17 protein-coding genes are annotated in these 17133 nt (G+C 37.4%); 14 read left to right on the forward strand and 3 right to left on the reverse strand.

Going from position 1 to position 17133, the window contains the following annotated elements; genetic code table 11:
* Positions 1–57 precede the first annotated feature (57 nt).
* Positions 58–660 (reverse strand): 30S ribosomal protein S4, encoded by a 603-nt coding sequence (gene rpsD / locus QFZ28_RS08300; RefSeq protein WP_307194191.1) that lies wholly within the window; start codon positions 658–660, stop codon positions 58–60.
* A gap of 307 nt (positions 661–967) precedes the next feature.
* Here rpsD and megL point away from each other — a divergent pair, with 307 nt between their 5' ends.
* The gene (megL, locus tag QFZ28_RS08305) at positions 968–2155 is read left to right on the forward strand and encodes a methionine gamma-lyase (protein WP_307194192.1); all 1188 of its coding nucleotides are present in this window, start codon (positions 968–970) and stop codon (positions 2153–2155) included.
* A 25-nt stretch (positions 2156–2180) separates the two neighbouring features.
* On the opposite strand, the gene QFZ28_RS08310 is transcribed toward megL, so the two are convergent.
* Entirely contained in the window at positions 2181–2663 is a 483-nt protein-coding gene (locus QFZ28_RS08310; protein ID WP_307194193.1) for a GAF domain-containing protein, read from the reverse strand.
* Positions 2664–2818: 155 nt separating this feature from the next.
* Between QFZ28_RS08310 and refZ the strand changes: the two genes are divergently transcribed.
* The 6 genes from refZ to mbcS all read left to right on the forward strand — a co-directional run bounded on the left by refZ (position 2819) and on the right by mbcS (position 10121).
* Complete coding sequence (gene refZ, locus QFZ28_RS08315; RefSeq protein WP_307194194.1) at positions 2819–3448, forward strand: forespore capture DNA-binding protein RefZ; 630 nt, start codon at positions 2819–2821, stop codon at positions 3446–3448.
* A gap of 292 nt (positions 3449–3740) precedes the next feature.
* Positions 3741–5429 (forward strand): septation ring formation regulator EzrA, encoded by a 1689-nt coding sequence (gene ezrA, locus QFZ28_RS08320; protein ID WP_307194195.1) that lies wholly within the window; start codon positions 3741–3743, stop codon positions 5427–5429.
* Positions 5430–5553: 124 nt separating this feature from the next.
* Entirely contained in the window at positions 5554–6696 is a 1143-nt protein-coding gene (locus QFZ28_RS08325; RefSeq protein ID WP_307194196.1) for a cysteine desulfurase family protein, read from the forward strand.
* Between the two features lies 1 nt (position 6697).
* The gene (thiI, locus tag QFZ28_RS08330; RefSeq protein ID WP_307194197.1) at positions 6698–7906 is read left to right on the forward strand and encodes a tRNA uracil 4-sulfurtransferase ThiI; all 1209 of its coding nucleotides are present in this window, start codon (positions 6698–6700) and stop codon (positions 7904–7906) included.
* Positions 7907–8189: 283 nt separating this feature from the next.
* Positions 8190–8393: an alpha/beta-type small acid-soluble spore protein gene (locus QFZ28_RS08335; protein WP_307194198.1), complete on the forward strand. Its 204-nt coding sequence runs from the start codon at positions 8190–8192 to the stop codon at positions 8391–8393.
* A gap of 144 nt (positions 8394–8537) precedes the next feature.
* Complete coding sequence (gene mbcS, locus QFZ28_RS08340) at positions 8538–10121, forward strand: acyl-CoA synthetase MbcS (protein ID WP_307194199.1); 1584 nt, start codon at positions 8538–8540, stop codon at positions 10119–10121.
* A gap of 48 nt (positions 10122–10169) precedes the next feature.
* Here the strand turns inward: mbcS and QFZ28_RS08345 are convergent, their stop codons facing one another.
* Positions 10170–10988 carry an NAD kinase gene (locus QFZ28_RS08345; RefSeq protein WP_307194200.1) on the reverse strand — a complete coding sequence of 273 codons (819 nt, stop codon included), beginning with the start codon at positions 10986–10988 and terminating at the stop codon, positions 10170–10172.
* 160 nt (positions 10989–11148) lie between these two features.
* Between QFZ28_RS08345 and sppA the strand changes: the two genes are divergently transcribed.
* The 7 genes from sppA to QFZ28_RS08380 all read left to right on the forward strand — a co-directional run bounded on the left by sppA (position 11149) and on the right by QFZ28_RS08380 (position 17079).
* The gene (sppA, locus tag QFZ28_RS08350) at positions 11149–12159 is read left to right on the forward strand and encodes a signal peptide peptidase SppA (RefSeq protein ID WP_307194201.1); all 1011 of its coding nucleotides are present in this window, start codon (positions 11149–11151) and stop codon (positions 12157–12159) included.
* Between the two features lie 11 nt (positions 12160–12170).
* A complete protein-coding gene (locus tag QFZ28_RS08355) occupies positions 12171–12650 on the forward strand; it encodes an RDD family protein (RefSeq protein WP_373428053.1) in 480 nt (159 codons plus the stop codon).
* 82 nt (positions 12651–12732) lie between these two features.
* Positions 12733–13425, forward strand: coding sequence for a DUF2953 domain-containing protein (locus tag QFZ28_RS08360; RefSeq protein ID WP_307196982.1), 693 nt, complete (start codon positions 12733–12735; stop codon positions 13423–13425).
* 17 nt (positions 13426–13442) lie between these two features.
* Positions 13443–13931 carry a GerW family sporulation protein gene (gene ytfJ / locus QFZ28_RS08365; RefSeq protein WP_307194202.1) on the forward strand — a complete coding sequence of 163 codons (489 nt, stop codon included), beginning with the start codon at positions 13443–13445 and terminating at the stop codon, positions 13929–13931.
* A 170-nt stretch (positions 13932–14101) separates the two neighbouring features.
* Positions 14102–14602: a thiol peroxidase gene (gene tpx / locus QFZ28_RS08370; protein ID WP_034676799.1), complete on the forward strand. Its 501-nt coding sequence runs from the start codon at positions 14102–14104 to the stop codon at positions 14600–14602.
* A 65-nt stretch (positions 14603–14667) separates the two neighbouring features.
* A complete protein-coding gene (locus tag QFZ28_RS08375; RefSeq protein WP_307194203.1) occupies positions 14668–15651 on the forward strand; it encodes a class I SAM-dependent methyltransferase in 984 nt (327 codons plus the stop codon).
* A gap of 243 nt (positions 15652–15894) precedes the next feature.
* Complete coding sequence (locus QFZ28_RS08380) at positions 15895–17079, forward strand: acetate kinase (RefSeq protein WP_307194204.1); 1185 nt, start codon at positions 15895–15897, stop codon at positions 17077–17079.
* The last annotated feature ends 54 nt before the right edge of the window (positions 17080–17133 follow it).

The following is a 17133-nucleotide window of genomic DNA, read 5'->3' on the forward strand; positions in this document are numbered from 1 at the left end:
CGTTGATATAACGCAGTTTCTAGGGTTTTCGCAATTGCTATTTAATAAGCAAATCAATTAACGAGAGTAGAACTCGACGATAAGAGTTTCGTTAATTTCAGCTGGTAATTCAGAACGCTCTGGTAAGCGAGTGAATGTACCTTCAAGCTTGTCTGCATCAAATGTTAAGTAGTCAGGAACGAAGTTATTAACTTCAACTGCTTCTTTAACAACATCAAGATTACGTGATTTGTCACGAAGGCTGATAGTTTGACCAGGAGTTAAACGGTAAGATGGGATATCTACGCGAGATCCATCAACCAAGATGTGTCCGTGGTTAACTAATTGACGAGCTGCACGACGAGTACGAGCTAAACCTAAACGATAAACTACGTTATCAAGACGTGATTCAAGTAGGATCATGAAGTTTTCACCGTGAACCCCGCCTAATTTGCCAGCTTTATCAAATAAGTTACGGAATTGACGCTCAGTTACTCCGTACATGTGACGAAGTTTTTGCTTTTCTTGTAATTGCAATCCGTATTCAGAAAGCTTCTTACGTTGGTTTGGACCATGTTGTCCAGGAGCGTAAGGACGCTTTTCTAATTCTTTACCTGTGCCGCTTAGAGAGATTCCAAGACGACGAGAAATTTTCCAGCTTGAGCCAGTATAACGAGCCATGAATGACTCCTCCTTAGTGTTTTTATTTTTTGGTAAAATAAAAACCGTTATGAAACATCAATGATAGCCATTTTGTTTTCATGCACCTTCGCCCTAGCAGCAGAGGGTTACAAGATACACCATCAAATGAGTTCAATGACTCATGAGGAACAAAATGAATCCATTCACGTGTTCACATAGGCTGCAGTTATTTTACACAAAGGATATTATATAATTTTATTCATCAATGTGTCAAGTTAATTTCAGGAAATGAATAGGATAAAGAAACAGATAGAGATGATAACGTTTTCAACTAGGAGGAGTCAGCTTGGCAAATGAAAATTTTCGCTTTGAAACGGAAGCCATTCATTCAGGGTATAATTCAGAAGAACATCAAGGTAGTTTAGTCCCCCCTTTGTATCAAACTTCCACATTCACCTTTTCAGGTGCAGAACAAGGGGAAAGAAGATTTGCAGGTCAAGAGGAAGGATTTATATACTCCCGTCTGGGAAATCCTACAGTAAAAATTCTCGAAGATCGAATGGCAAAGCTGGAACAAGGTGAAGGAGCCTTGGCATTTGCATCAGGGATGGCAGCAGTTTCTGCTGTGTTAACGGCTTTAACTAAATCAGGTGACCATATCCTGTGTTCACAAGGTGTATATGGTTGTACGTTTGGATTACTGCAATTGTTAAAAGAAAAATACCACATCAACCATCATTTTTCGTTAATGGCATCAAAAGAAATTCTAGAAGAAGAAATCCGCCCAAACACTGCTTGTATCTATATAGAAACCCCGATTAATCCTACCATGAAACTAGTTGACTTAGAATTGGTCGCCAGTATTGCTAAACAACGTGGTATTCCTGTTGTGGTTGACAATACATTTTGCTCACCGTATTTACAAACCCCTATAAGCCAAGGATGTGATGTTGTTATTCATAGTGCAACAAAATATATCTGTGGTCACGGTGATGTGATTGCTGGAATTGTTGTTGGTGAACGTGATTTTATCAAAAAGGTATCAAAAACAACACAAAAAGATTTCGGCGGCACGATTTCACCGTTTGATGCCTGGCTTTTATTAAGAGGATTGAAAACGCTGCCCGTTAGGATGGATCGTCATTGTGATAATGCTACTATGCTTGTTGAATTTTTACGGAATCATCCAAAAGTAGAGAAACTCTATTTTCCTGGCAATAGTGATTATATAGATGATAATAGAATCATGTATAAACAAATGAAAAAACCTGGCGGTGTGATTTCGTTTTCTGTAAAAGGAACAAAGGAAACCGCTCAATTTTTTATGAATCAATTACAATTGGTAAAAATAGCGGTAAGTTTAGGAGATGCTGAAACGTTGATACAGCACCCTGCAACCATGACACACGCTGTCGTTCCAGAAGAAGAACGAAGAAAAATGGGAATTGACAATACATTGCTTCGTCTGTCAGTCGGTCTTGAAGCATGGGAGGATATACAAGAGGACTTAGAACAAGCACTTGAAAAAATATAAAAAACTCGCCTCGGCGAGTTTTTTTTTACAAATGGTTTACAAGAATGGCTGTTAATTCCTCCAACTGCTGTTGGTCCAGCTCATCAAAGCGATTTTTCTCAGGTGAGTCAATGTCTAAGACCCCAAGTAATTTTCCATCCTTGATAAGAGGTATTACAATTTCGGAATTGGAGGCAGCATCACAGGCAATGTGTCCAGGAAATTGGTGAACGTCTTCTACCCGAATGGTTTTCATTTTCTTTGCCGAGGTTCCGCATACACCTTTGCCCAGTGGGATGCGAACACATGCCGGAAGTCCTTGGAAGGGACCTAATACTAGCTCATTGTTCTTATCCATTAAATAGAAACCAACCCAATTTATACGATCCAGGAATTGATTTAATAAAGCTGAGGTATTGCTAAGATTAGCGATTTGGTTATTCTCGCCATGGAGAAGAGCCTGTAACTGTTTTTTTACTAATTCATAATTTTCTAGGCGGCTCCCCTTATACATTTCGACATTAAACATGTTTTTTCACCCATCCATTAATAAATTTCTAATATATTTTATCAAACTTACAAGAAAAAGAGCACACTTTGTCGATATTTTCATGAAGGAATCAACCATACAATCAAGAAATGTTTATAGATAGATAAAAAAACTCGTGTATACGGAGGTGTACGATGAAAAAGGATTCTAAGGAAGAAATAGTGAAAGCAGCGATATCGCTTTTTAATTCAAATGGATATGCAGGAACATCGATACGAGATATTGCAACTGTGGCAAAAGTAAACTCTGCAACCATCGCTTACCATTTTGAGAATAAGCTTGGTTTATTAGAATATTGCTTTACTTACTTTTTTGAGCAATATCTCTGTATTATTGAAGAAAAGTTTTCTTTAATGGATACAGGTGTTAAGGATTGTTTAAAACGAATTACCGCTGACTTGCTTCACTATCAATGTGAAAATATTGAACTTACAAGCTTCGTATACCGAGAGATGTCAATGGATTCTCAGGTAGTCAGAGAAATTATGTCTACCTATGCATTAAAGGAGAAGTATTATTTTCAAAAGATCTTTGAAAAAGGGTTTGAAAGGAAGGAATTCCGTCCACATTCTATTGCATATTTAATTATTCAATACAAAGGCTTACTAATGATGCCGTTTATTAATGCACATTATTTAAGAGAGGTATTATATATTTTTCCAAATGAAAGGTTCTTTGAACAAAAGTACCTAAAGGAAATTAATAGCTGGATCGAAAATACGCTGGGAACTAAAATAATAGAAAAGAAAGAGGCCATCCTCTAATTGAAACAACAATATAAATATTTATTTGGTAAGCACTAGCTAGGAAACCTAATTTCCTTCAGCAAGTGCTTTTTAATTTGGAGTTACAATGATTCATCTTTTCATAAAGATTTTGTCATAAAATAGTAAATTAAAATTTCTTTTACAAAAAAATTGAAAATACTGGTCAAAAAATGTCGTTTACATGGTATCATAGAGGCATTGAACTTTACCGTATATCGATGGTTTTTAATAGATTAGTATCTAGCGCTTGAAAGATTTAAATGAAGTGTTTGAAACAGGGGGCTTGAACGTGACATATTTTATTGGATTTATTATCCTGCTACTAGCCTTATTCGTATTGGGGTATTTTATAAAGAAAAAGTATTTTAAAGAAATGGATAGGTTAGAAGCCTGGAAAATAGATTTGTTTAACCGGCCGATACTGGATGAAATGTCAAAGGTAAAACAATTAAATATGACCGGACAAACCGAGGAATTATTCGAAGGCTGGCGTAATCAATGGGATGATATCATAACGGTTAAATTGCCTGATCTTGAAGAGATGTTATTTGACGCTGAAGAATTTATCGATAAATACCGATTTAATAAAGCAAAGGCTGTTCAACAGGAAATCAAAGATAAATTACAGTCCACTGAAAATGAGATTAATAAAATTGTTGAAGAGCTTCATGAACTTGTTGGAAGTGAAGAAAAGAACAGGACGGAAATTGAGCAGTTAAAGGAATTGTATCGGGAAACGAAAAAAACGCTACTTGCTCATCGACATAGTTTTGGGAAGTCCGAAAAATACTTAGAAGCTCAACTAGAGGAAGTTACGAAAAAGTTTCACGAATTTGATGAGAAGACGGATCATGGTAACTATCTTGAAGCACGAGAGCTGGTATTAGGAATTCACGATCAACTAGTGAAGGTTAAAAACAATATGGATACTATTCCTCAGCTGTTAATAGAGTGTCAATCTCTTATTCCGGCTCAATTGTCAGATATTCTCGAAGGCTATCGTGAAATGACCGAGAAGGGGTATTACTTAAGCCATATTCAATTAGAAAATGAAATTGAAAGTCTGCACGAAAAATTGGTTGAGTATTTAGCACTGATTGAAGAGACGAAAATAGAAGAAGCACTTGAGGGAATTGGTGAAGTTAAAGAGCGAATTGATATTCTGTTTGATTTATTAGAAAAAGAAGTGAATGCCAAGCATTTTATCCTTCAAAATGAAAAAGGGATGAGTGGACTTTTATCTTCGGTTCTTGAAGAACATGACCATCTTTCTAATGAAGTAAAGCATGTTCAAGAAAGCTATCATCTGACAGAAAGTGACTTTGAAATTCAGAGGCACTTGGAAAAACAGCTTTCCACTGTTACAAAGCACTATGAAATCTTGATGGAAAAAATTAATATCAATGAAACAGCCTTAACGATTCTTTGTGAAGAACTGAAAGAAATAAAAATGCATATAGAAATGATTCAGGAAGAGCAGGAAAATTTCGCTCTGAAGTTACAAGCCCTAAGAAAAGATGAGTTCGAAGCGCGTGAAACACTAAGGGATTTAACTAAAAAAGTAGGCGAAACGATTCGTTTAGTAACTAAGAGTAATATTCCGGGATTACCAGAGGACTACAAATATTTATTGGAAGATACAAATGAGAGTATACAAAACGTAAAGCTTCAGCTTCAAGAAAAGCCGCTTAACGTTTCAGCACTCAATCAATATTTAGAGATTGCAGTTTTAACAGTTGAAAAATTATCAAATACAACCGTTGAACTCATTGAAAATGTTATGCTTGCTGAAAAGGCGATTCAATACGGAAACAGATACAGAAGTCAGTATCCTTCTGTTGCTAAGGGACTTAGTGATGCAGAACGTGCATTTAGACATTTTGAGTATCAGGCCGCTTTAGAACAAGCTGCTGCTTCGCTTGAATCCATTGATCCAGGTGCCCTGAAGAAAATTAAGGCAACATTTGTAAAACAATAAGAAAATAACTTTAAACCGATTCTGCTAAAAAATGGCGAATCGGTTTTTATTTGCCTATCACAATTCTTTTTCAATTGATTAAGTTTGTGGTAAGATTTAGTCCTGCAAAGGTGAGGTGTTAAATGTGATTTATTTTGATAATAGTGCAACGACAAGACCATATAAAGAGGTTTTAGACTCATTTGTGAAGGTCTCAAGTGAATTTTTTGGCAATCCTTCTTCCCTGCATGGCCTAGGGCTGCAAGCTGAAAAACTTCTCACACAGGCGCGTACACAAGTAGCTAATCTCTTAGCTGTAAAACCAACAGAGGTTTACTTTACTTCTGGTGGTACAGAAAGTAATAATTTAGCAATTAAAGGGACAGCGATGTTAGATAAAAACAAAGGGAAGCACCTGATTCTATCTAGTGTTGAGCACCCTTCTGTCCGTGGAGCAATGGAACAGTTACAAAATTTAGGATTTGACATTACCTATCTTCCAGCTGACCAAACTGGAAGAGTAATGGTAGAGGATGTCAAAGCATCTATAAAAAAAGATACAATACTTGTTTCCGTTATGCAGGTAAATAATGAGGTAGGAACAATTCAGCCAATTGCAGAAATTGGCAGGCTCTTGAAGCAATACCCAACTATTCTCTTTCATGTTGATGCTGTACAAGCTGTCGGAAAGGTTCCTTTAAATTTAATCGAAAATGGTGTGGATTTATGTTCATTTTCTGCACATAAGTTTCATGGATTAAAGGGGACTGGTGCGCTCTTTATAAGAGAAGGAGTTAGATTGGACCCGCTGCTTTCAGGCGGAAATCAAGAATGGAAAGTCAGAAGTGGAACAGAGAATGTAGCAGGAGCCGTCGCAATGGCAAAGGCTCTAAGAATGACGATAGAGAAAAGTGAAAAGGGATTTGAAAAAATGAAAAGGGTTAAGTCCCTTTTGAGAGAAGGGTTAAGCAGGATAGACGGTCTTACCATCAACACACCGTTAGAAAATTCTGCACCCCATATTCTTAACTTTTCAATCAGTGGTGTTAAAGCTGAAGTTTTAATCCACACTTTGGAGCAAAAAGGAATTTATCTATCGACAACTAGTGCCTGTTCTTCTAAGAAACAATTACCAAGTCAGACACTCTTAGCAATGGGGGTTCCAGATGATTTGGCTGACAGTGCATTTAGAATAAGCTTATCGTATGATAATACGGAAGATGAGGCAGAAAAAGTAATTGTGGCAATCGAAGAGGCTGCCAAACAATTAAGAAAGGTTATGAAATAATATGAATTATGATCGAATATTGATTCGCTATGGTGAAATCTCTACCAAGGGCAGAAATCGAAAGAAATTTGTAGATAAATTAAGAAAGAGTGTTCGGATTGCATTAGCTCCCTTTCCGAAAATAAAAATACGAGCAGAGCGTGATAGGATGTACGTGCTCGTTAACGGAGAAAACGTTGAAGAAATCATCAAGTCTTTGAAAAATATATTTGGCATCCAATCCCTTAGTCCAGCAATCAGAGTTGAAAGAGATATTGAACAAATGAAAGAGGCAGCTCTTTCCTTAGTAAAAAGCCTGTACAAAAAGGGACAGACCTTTAAAATTACCCCTAAACGATCGGATAAATCATTTGAATTGGATACATCCGGAATTAATCACACCTTTGGCGGCTATATTCTAGAAAATATACCAGGCATCAAGGTGGATGTGAGAAATCCTGATATTAATTTGAAAATTGAGGTTCTAACCGATGCCATATACATGTCATGTGAGAACATCTTAGGTGCCGGGGGACTTCCGGTTGGTTCAAGCGGTAAGGCAATGTTAATGATATCTGGAGGAATCGATAGTCCAGTGGCAGGATATCTGACAATGAAACGCGGAGTAGAAATAGAGGCTGTACATTTTTTCAGTCCACCGTATACAAGTGACAGATCCAAGGAAAAAGTAATCGACTTAGCAAAAAAGCTGGCTGAAATATTTGGTTCAATGAAACTTCATATCGTTCCATTCACAGCTATACAAGAATCAATTAAAGAACAAATTCCGGAAAATTACTCAATGACAACAACAAGAAGGTTTATGCTTCGAATAACCGATGAAATTAGAAAAAAACAAGAAGGTCTTGCGATTATTACGGGAGATAATCTTGGTCAGGTTGCTAGTCAAACATTGGAAAGCATGTATGCGATTAATGAGGTCACCAATACCCCAATCCTAAGGCCATTGCTGACTATGGATAAAAATGATATTATAAAAATCGCCAAAGAAATTGATACCTATGATATCTCAATAAGACCTTTCGAGGACTGCTGTACCATATTCGTTCCATCATCACCAAAAACCAAACCAAAAAAAGAAAAAGTCCAGCACTACGAAAGCTTCTTCGACTTCGAACCACTAATCCAAGAAGCAGTAGAAAAAACAGAAATGCTGACAATCAAACCAGATAGCAAAGAACAACCATCCGAATTTGAGGATTTATTTTAAAACGGCCGTGTTAAAGCTAATTGTAATATTGGCACTCTGTTGATTTGTGCGGAAGGCACGAAGACTCCTGCGGGAGGACGGGGCTGGGGAGACCCCACAGGCGCTTACGCGCCGAGGAGGCTCCCCGGACCGCCCGCGGAAAGCGAAGTGCCTGGAGCACAAATCAACAGACCTAATTAACACGGCCCTTTTTTGTGAAATATTTGTGAACAATTACCAATTGTAAAAAAGAATACAGCCATGTGATTCTACACATTCTATACTCACAAGGAGGTGATATCACATGGCTAATAACAACAACTCAAACAATTTACTTGTACCTGGTGTAGAGCAAGCTCTTCAACAAATGAAATTTGAAATTGCTCAAGAATTTGGTGTAAACCTTGGTGCAGACACTACTTCACGTGCTAACGGTTCTGTTGGTGGTGAAATCACTAAGCGTTTAGTATCAATGGCTGAATCTCAATTAAGCGGATTTTCACGATAACAAATGAATACGATGGCTACAGAGAGTGGGATTCTTCCCACTCTCTTTTATTTGCTATTTTCGGTATAACAATTTTAAATTTTTCAATAATTTTGTATAATAGTATTTGTGATAATACTTATATTTTGAATGAGGAGGAGAAACATGAACCGCGAAGAATTAATTGCTCCCGAAAAGTATAATCTTGTTTCAGAAGTAGAACGATTTGCACTAGATCCAAACAGATTGGCATTAAAGTGGGAAAATGAATCAGGCGAAACAAAACAGGTTACATACGAGGAATTAATAAAAAAAGTTAATCAAGCGGGAAATGTCTTCACACAGAATGGTTTGAAAAAAGGCGATGTAGTCTTAGTGATAATACCAAGGCTAATTGAAGCCTATGTTGTATACTTGGCTGCTTTAAAAGCTGGTCTGGTTGTTATTCCAAGTTCAGAAATGCTGCGAGAGAAGGATCTTCAATATCGAATTTTACACGGTGATGTAAAAGCAGTAATCAGCTATTACCCGTATGTCGATCAATTTGAAAATATTACTAGTCCACAACCACTTTTAATGTTTTCAGTCGGCGAAAAGAAGGAAGGCTGGATCTTTTTAGAAGAAGAAATGAAATCAGCATCACTAGATTTTGAATTTGCAGAAACACTTCGTGAGGATATGGCGTTTTTATCCTATACATCAGGTACAACCGGGAACCCGAAAGGGGTAGTACATACACATGGATGGGCATTTGCTCATTTGAAAACAGCAGCACCAAAGTGGCTTTGTATCGAAGATGGTGATACAGTTTGGGCTACAGCAGCTCCTGGCTGGCAAAAGTGGATTTGGAGTCCATTCTTATCCGTGCTTGGTTCAGGCGGGACGGGGTTAGTGTATAATGGCAAGTTTGAACCCCAAAAGTATTTGAGTCTTTTAGAAAAATATTCTGTAAATGTCCTTTGTTGCACACCAACAGAATATAGGTTAATGGCAAAGGTAGAAAACCTTGATGAATACAAATTACCTAACCTTCATAGTGCTGTATCCGCTGGTGAGCCGCTTAATAGAGAGGTTATCGACACTTTCAAAAGACATTTTAATGTTGATGTCCGCGACGGCTATGGACAAACTGAAAATACCTTGTTAGTTGGCGTAACGAAAGGGATGGAGTTAAAAGCTGGTTCAATGGGTAAACCAACTCCAGGCAATCGCGTTGAAATTATTAATGAAGAAGGCGGAGTCTGCCCTGTCGGTGAAGTTGGTGACATAGCTGTACATGTTGAAACACCAGCACTGTTTAAAAATTATTATAAGGACCCGGAAAGAACAGCTATGCAATTCCGTGGTGATTATTATATAACAGGGGATAAGGCAAAAAGGGATGAAGATGGATACTTTTGGTTTGAAGGCCGCGGTGATGATATCATTATCAGCTCGGGCTATACAATTGGACCTTTTGAAGTAGAGGATGCACTTGTAAAACATCCATTTGTTAAAGAATGTGCTGTAGTGGCAAGCCCTGATGAAATTCGCGGCTTTATTGTAAAGGCTTTTGTCGTTCTAAAAGATGATGTCGACGCAAATGACCCTGAATTAACAAAGAACCTTCAAGAGCATGTTAAAACACTTACCGCACCTTATAAATATCCAAGGAAGATCGAATATTTATCTGAACTTCCAAAAACTACTTCAGGGAAAATTCGAAGAATTGAGCTTCGCCAGCAAGAATTACAATCATTAAAACAATAGTATGCAAAGGTAAGGCTGTCTATTTTGCGACAGCCCTTTTTGTCGTTATTACAAAAATGTTCTTTTAACCTTCTCCCAGAAGGAATTATCTTTTAGCTTTAGAGTTTTAATTTTCTTTTCACTAAGTCTGATTTGGATTTTATCAACATGACGTATGCTTAAAGCCTCATTGTCTAATCCCATTGTCGGGTGCTCATTGCCTTCCGAAATAATTTTAAGAGTCAGTGAGCGTTTGCCTCCAATTACAAATGGAGCACCTAATGTACGATACTTGTTGTTGTTGATAGATGCGACCTCGCTCACCTGCATGCAGGGAATTAATGGATCAACAACTGCGCCATTAACTGATTTATTGTAAGCCGTACTTCCTGTTGGTGTTGCAACGATCAAACCATCACCACGGAAGGTTTCAAAATGTAATTCATCAATACAAACATCTAATTCAAGAGTTCTAATGATGGAAGAGCGAATACTAAACTCATTGAGGCATGGAAATACCCCTTGTCCATCGACTATGACTTCAATAATAGGATAACGCCGTACCTTTAAATCTTCATTCGTAACTGTCTCAACCTTAGAAACAGCTTCAACCATTTTAGAAGAATCATTAATTTTGAAATCACAATACATACTCAAACTATCCTTTGTTGTTATTCCACAATAAAGGACATCATCACGAAAACCGGTTTTTCTTACAGCCTGAAGGAAAGTACCATCATCACCAATGCTAGCAATAATATTGGCGTCGCGGTGATCATTTACAATTGTTAAACCATACTGTTTTGCGGAGTCATCTAATTTCCCGACCTTTTCCAGCATTTCCTTATCTAAATGATGATAAAAGAAGATGTTACGTCTATGTCCCATAGTGCCCTCCATATTTTGGTTGTTAATTTTGTGGAAAATTCCCATGAAACTTTTTATTTTTGATAAACTAGGATAGTCTGCTTTAATTTTAGCATTATTTTGAAACAATATTAAATTATGTAAGAGAAAATTATGAAGAATTAAAGGAGGAATCTAACACATGAATGGGAAACGATGGGCCGCCCTTGGAATTGCTGCGGCATTATTTTTTGTATCGGTCGTGATTAACTTTTTATCCGCTTTTGCTTTTAAAGGGGTTGAAACGGATTTAAGTGAGCTTTTAGCTGCGACAGAGCTGCCTTTCACGGAAGAAATTGTGCAGGAAGGAAATGAAATGAAAAAGATTGCCGTACTTGACGTTGAAGGAGTTATACAAGATACAAACAGTGCGGAATCTTTTTTTCAATCAGCTGGATACAATCACCAAGGATTTATGAAAAAATTAGAGTACATAAAAGAAGATGATACCGTAAAGGGGATTATTCTTAAGGTTAACTCTCCCGGTGGCGGTGTAGTGGAAAGTGCTGAAATTCATGATAAATTAATCGAAATTCAAAAAGAAACAAAGAAACCAGTCTATGTTTCAATGGGATCAATGGCTGCCTCTGGAGGTTATTATATTTCAGCTGGTGCTAAAAAGATTTTTGCAAGTGAAGAAACTCTTACTGGTTCTCTTGGAGTCATCATGCAAGGAATTAATTATGAAGGATTGGCTGATAAGTATGGCGTAGATTTTGTTACCATCAAAAGCGGCCAATATAAAGACATCATGAGCCCAACCCGCCAAATGACTGAAGACGAACGGCAAATTCTCCAGAGCATGATCGACAACTCCTATGAGGGGTTTGTTAAGGTGATTTCAGAGGGCAGGAATATGACAACTGAACAGGTAAAAGAAATAGCCGATGGAAGAATTTACGATGGGAGACAAGCCAAAGAGCTAAATTTGATAGATGACTTTGGATACCTAGAAGATGTAATCCAGCAGATGAAGGAAGACGAGAAGCTTAAAGACGCTAAGGTTGTCCGTTATACAGACGCGATTGGATTTGGTTCACTGTTAAATCTAAAGGTTCAGAAATTAATTGGCACTGATAATGAGATGACTGGGATTATGGAAATTTTATCAAGACCAAATTCTCCACGTCTCATGTATTTATATGCAGAGTAGGGGGAAAAAAGATGGAATATGAAAACCAAGGGGAATTTGCCAAATCAGTAACAACTCATGAACCCGATCCTGTCTCTATCCGTTTTGCTGGTTTTTGGATGCGGTTTTGGGCATACCTGCTAGATTTGATTGTTATAGGGAGTATAGAAAGATTAATCATTAACCCTCTATTTCGAATCTTAGAGATTCCATTAGTAGAATTTAATATGTTTGCCCCTATTTCAATCGCTTCAGCAATCATATTTTATTTATATTTTGTGTTAATGACAAAGTACTTTCATCAAACTCTTGGAAAAATGGTATTTGGATTAAGAGTAGTTGATTTAAAGAGTGAAAAATTATCATGGGGAACAATACTGTTTCGAGAATGGATTGGTCGATTTATCTCTGCAACCATTGTCATAGGCTATATCGTAGTTGCCTTTTTACCAAAGAAACAAGGTCTGCACGATCTATTTACAGACACTTCCGTTATCCATGTAGAACGATAACTTTTGACCCGCTAACGATAAATTAGCGGGTTTATTTTTTTCTCTTGAGGTGATACTAATAGGCTGAAGGGGTGTGAAAAAAATGGTTTGGCTGGTAATAGCTCTCATTATTATCATTTTATTCATTCTACTAATCATTTTTTCGAAACTAACGATTCGCCTTAATTATTTTCATCATAATGAAAACGATGAATTGAAAATACAGTTTAGAATCTGGTTTGGCTTAATTCGATACACAATCAATGTACCGCTTGTCAAAATTGATGAAAACTCCCCAAGCATTGTCATGAAGGGCAATACACAAATGGGGGATTCAAGTGAAAAACAGTCCCCGACAAAGGAAGCGCAAATCACAAAAGATGGTATCATATCAAAATTTACTAACGCAAAAGAAATCATCCAGCATGTTGTGAACACCAGTGTCATCGTAAAGAAATTTATGAAAAGATTAGTAATCAAACATTTTGAATGGCATTCATTAGTAGGTATAGGTGATGCTGCGCATACAGGGATCATAACTGGTGCACTTTGGACACTAAAGGGAAGTATTTTGGGGGTGCTTAGTCACTTTTTGAGGCTTAAGGAAATGCCAGTACTATCGATTACACCCCATTTTCAATTGGCGATTATCCAAACCCATATCACATGTATTTTTCAGTTTCGCATCGGGTATGCTATTTTAGCAGGATTAAAACTAATTAAATTCTGGAAGGGCGGACTCCCGGATCTCAAAATGGATACTGCCTATTCGAAGGAAAAAACTAAAACCGTGTAAAAGAGGAGGAAACAGCTATGTCTGAACACCCAATTCAAGGTTTAATGACGACTGCGATGGAAAGTTTAAAAGAAATGATTGACGTTAATACGATTATTGGTGATCCTGTAGAAACTCCTGACGGAAGTGTTATTCTAACCGTCTCCAAAGTAGGTTTTGGATTTGCCGCAGGTGGAAGTGAATTTAAACTAGACGGGTCACAATCAAAAGGACAAGAAGAAGGTAAAGGTTCTGCAAAGCTTCCATTTGGCGGAGGTAGCGGTGGCGGTGTCTCGATAACTCCAATTGCATTCTTAATTGTAAACTCAAAAGGTGTAAAAATGCTTCATCTTGACGAAAGTACCCACCTATATGAAAAGATTTTAGAATTGGCGCCTCAAGCGGTCGATAAGATTCAACAAATGTTCTCGAAAAAAAATGAGCAACAAGGTTCCAAGCAAGACTCACAGCAGGGTTCGCAGCAATCGAAGCAAAACGAATCTCCTAAGCAAGAATTTGATATTTAAGTTAAAAAGTTAACTTCCACATTCAAAAGGCGGAGGTTAACTTTTTTCATGAAAGTGAAAGCTTAAATAATTGCAAAAAGATTTCTGAAAAGATATATTTACACTGTACATAATTGTAATGAAGGCGAAATGGATTTGCTTTTGTTCGTACGAAAAAGGAGGATGTTAAAATGGCAAACGTAACTTTTAAGGGGAACCCAGTAACATTGCTAGGCAACGAAGTGAAGGTGGGAGACAAAGCTCCTAATTTTAGCGTATTGGCAAATGATTTATCACCTGTAACCTTAGAAAACACAAAAGGTCAGGTTCGTTTAATCAGTGCGGTTCCTTCTTTAGATACTGGCGTGTGTGATGCGGAAACACGTCGATTTAATGAAGAAGCAAATAGCTTAGGAGATGTTAAAATCCTAACGATTAGCGTAGACCTGCCATTTGCACAAAAGCGCTGGTGCGGGGCAAACGGTATTGAAAATGTCCAAACATTATCAGACCATCGTGATCTTTCTTTTGGTGAAGCATACGGCGTTGCAATTCAAGAATTAAGATTATTAACTCGTGCAGTCTTTGTTGTAGATTCTACAGATACTGTTACTTATGTGGAATATGTAAGTGAGGCAACAAATCACCCGAACTATGAAGCAGCACTTGAAGCAGCTAGAAACGCAAAGTAATTTTAACGGCGATTAAGGCCTCGTCTATTGGATGAGGCCTTTTTCTATATTTAGGAGGTGTTAGCATGAAGATTGCTCCAGTCGAACAGCTTTTCACACTATTTAATGAAACAGCTCTTGTTTTACAGGAAGAATTATCATGTACATATTTAGAGGCTTTGGCTGAAACAGGAGAGAATCTCTTTCACGGCTCTGTACTTCAGGAAGAAGTAAGTGAAATAACGGAAAAAAGACTCAATAAACAATACAAAGAAATAAATTTAGGTAATTTTACAAAGGAAGAAATTCGTAAAGCCTATCAGTTGGTCATCTTAAAGGGAATGAAAGAAAATGTTCAGCCTAACCATCAGATGACACCTGATAGTGTAGGAATGCTACTTAGTTATCTAGTGGGAAAGTTTATGACACAGCCATCCTTCCGATTATTAGACCCTGCCATTGGAACAGGGAATTTATTAACAACCGTATTAAACCAATTGCCAAAAAATGTACAATCAATTGGTATCGATATTGATGACTTGTTAATCAAACTTGCCTATGTGAATGCAAATCTACAAGAACATCCGGTTGAGCTTTTTAACCAGGATAGTCTTGAACCTTTATTTATTGACCCCGTCGATGCGGTGATAGCCGATTTGCCTGTTGGGTATTATCCCAATGATGTTCGTGCGCTAGATTACCAATTAAAGGCGGATGAAGGCCATTCCTATGCTCATCACTTATTTATGGAGCAAAGTGTCCGCCACACCAAATCAGGAGGATATTTATTTTTTATCATTCCTAATGGTCTCTTTGAAAGTGATCAAGCACACCAGCTTCGGGATTTCTTTAAACAAGAGATTATTATTCAAGGTGTACTCCAACTGCCAATCAGTATGTTTAAAAATAAAAGTGCAGCGAAAAGTATCTTAATTTTGCAGAAGAAGGGCGAAGAAATAGTCGCACCGAAACAAGCATTACTTGCCAATTTGCCAAACTTATCAAGTGCAGTTGAGATGGACAGTATCTTAAGAAAAATAGATAAATGGTTTCAAGATAATAAGCGATAAAACCGGGTTTAGTAACGGTTTTATCGCTTTTTTACTGGTTAAGAACAATTAGAATAATGTGAATAAATTTTCATTTTGAAGGTAACCGTTTCCACCCAATTTCATCCTTGAAATGTAAATTATACAATGATTAAATGAGATGATGAGAGCAATAAACGATGTCGGTTTGTGCAAAATAACGTTGTACGGAGTATTGACCTTCCCCGAACCGATGTTGTTTTTATAAAAGGAGCGGTAAACGAAATGTCTAAAATTATTGCGATTAATGCAGGTAGTTCTTCATTAAAGTTTCAATTATTTGAAATGCCAAGTGAAGATGTTATTACGAAAGGAATCATTGAGAGAATCGGATTAAATGATTCAATCTTTACTATTTCTGTTAACGGTGAAAAAATTACTGAAACCACTGATATTCCTGACCATGAAGTCGGGGTAAAAATGCTGCTTGATAAGCTTACTACTTTAGGTATCATTCAATCATTAAATGAGATTGAAGGAATTGGCCACCGTGTTGTGCATGGCGGAGAAGAGTTTAGTGATTCTGCTCTTATTACAGAAGAAGTACTTAAGAAAATTGAAGATTTATCAGAGTTAGCACCATTGCATAATCCTGCAAACCTTACAGGAATCAGAGCTTTTCAAGCGGTACTTCCTAATGTCCCAGCTGTAGCTGTTTTCGATACAGCTTTCCATCAGACTATGCCAGAAAGTTCTTATCTATATAGCCTTCCATATGAATACTACGAGAAATACGGAATTCGTAAGTACGGATTCCATGGAACAAGTCATAAATATGTTTCACAGCGGGCTTCAGAGCTTTTGGGTCGTCCCGTTGAACAGCTTCGTCTTCTTTCATGCCATTTAGGCAATGGAGCTAGTATTGCTGCGATAGAGGGCGGTAATTCCATTGATACATCTATGGGCTTTACACCTCTTGCAGGGGTTACGATGGGAACACGTTCAGGTAACATTGACCCTGCGCTAATTCCATTCATCATGGAAAAAACCAATAAAACTGCTGAAGAAGTTCTCGATGTCCTAAATAAAAAGAGTGGAATGTTAGGTGTTTCTGGTTTCTCTAGTGATTTAAGAGATATTGAAATTGAAGCTCGTAATGGAAATGAACGCGCGCAGTTGGCATTAGACGTCTTTGCCAATCGTATTCATAAATATATTGGTTCATATGCTTCACGTATGTATGGCGTGGATGCCATCATCTTTACTGCTGGCATTGGTGAAAACAGTGATGTAGTACGTGAGAAGGTTCTAAAGGGTCTAGAATTTATGGGCGTTTATTGGGATCCAGCTTTAAATAAAATCAGAGGTGAGGAAAGATTTATTAACTATCCTCATTCACCTGTAAAAGTAATCGTTATTCCTACAAACGAAGAAGTAATGATTGCCCGTGACGTTGTTCGATTAGCATAATAATTTTTGAAATAGAGGCAGACTGTCATAGAGGCGGTTTGCCTTTTCACATTT

Source organism: Neobacillus niacini, assembly GCF_030817695.1.
GTDB lineage: Bacteria > Bacillota > Bacilli > Bacillales > Cytobacillaceae > Neobacillus > Neobacillus niacini_F.

Excerpts from the sequence above, each read along its gene's own strand:
- rpsD (WP_307194191.1), bottom strand. The coding sequence starts at position 660 with ATGGCTCGTTATACTGGCTCAAGCTGGAAAATTTCTCGTCGTCTTGGA.
- QFZ28_RS08310 (WP_307194193.1), bottom strand. The coding sequence starts at position 2,663 with ATGTTTAATGTCGAAATGTATAAGGGGAGCCGCCTAGAAAATTATGAA.
- refZ (WP_307194194.1), top strand. The coding sequence starts at position 2,819 with ATGAAAAAGGATTCTAAGGAAGAAATAGTGAAAGCAGCGATATCGCTT.
- thiI (WP_307194197.1), top strand. The coding sequence starts at position 6,698 with ATGAATTATGATCGAATATTGATTCGCTATGGTGAAATCTCTACCAAG.
- QFZ28_RS08335 (WP_307194198.1), top strand. The coding sequence starts at position 8,190 with ATGGCTAATAACAACAACTCAAACAATTTACTTGTACCTGGTGTAGAG.
- mbcS (WP_307194199.1), top strand. The coding sequence starts at position 8,538 with ATGAACCGCGAAGAATTAATTGCTCCCGAAAAGTATAATCTTGTTTCA.
- QFZ28_RS08345 (WP_307194200.1), bottom strand. The coding sequence starts at position 10,988 with ATGGGACATAGACGTAACATCTTCTTTTATCATCATTTAGATAAGGAA.
- sppA (WP_307194201.1), top strand. The coding sequence starts at position 11,149 with ATGAATGGGAAACGATGGGCCGCCCTTGGAATTGCTGCGGCATTATTT.
- QFZ28_RS08355 (WP_373428053.1), top strand. The coding sequence starts at position 12,171 with ATGGAATATGAAAACCAAGGGGAATTTGCCAAATCAGTAACAACTCAT.
- QFZ28_RS08360 (WP_307196982.1), top strand. The coding sequence starts at position 12,733 with ATGGTTTGGCTGGTAATAGCTCTCATTATTATCATTTTATTCATTCTA.
- ytfJ (WP_307194202.1), top strand. The coding sequence starts at position 13,443 with ATGTCTGAACACCCAATTCAAGGTTTAATGACGACTGCGATGGAAAGT.
- tpx (WP_034676799.1), top strand. The coding sequence starts at position 14,102 with ATGGCAAACGTAACTTTTAAGGGGAACCCAGTAACATTGCTAGGCAAC.
- QFZ28_RS08375 (WP_307194203.1), top strand. The coding sequence starts at position 14,668 with ATGAAGATTGCTCCAGTCGAACAGCTTTTCACACTATTTAATGAAACA.
- QFZ28_RS08380 (WP_307194204.1), top strand. The coding sequence starts at position 15,895 with ATGTCTAAAATTATTGCGATTAATGCAGGTAGTTCTTCATTAAAGTTT.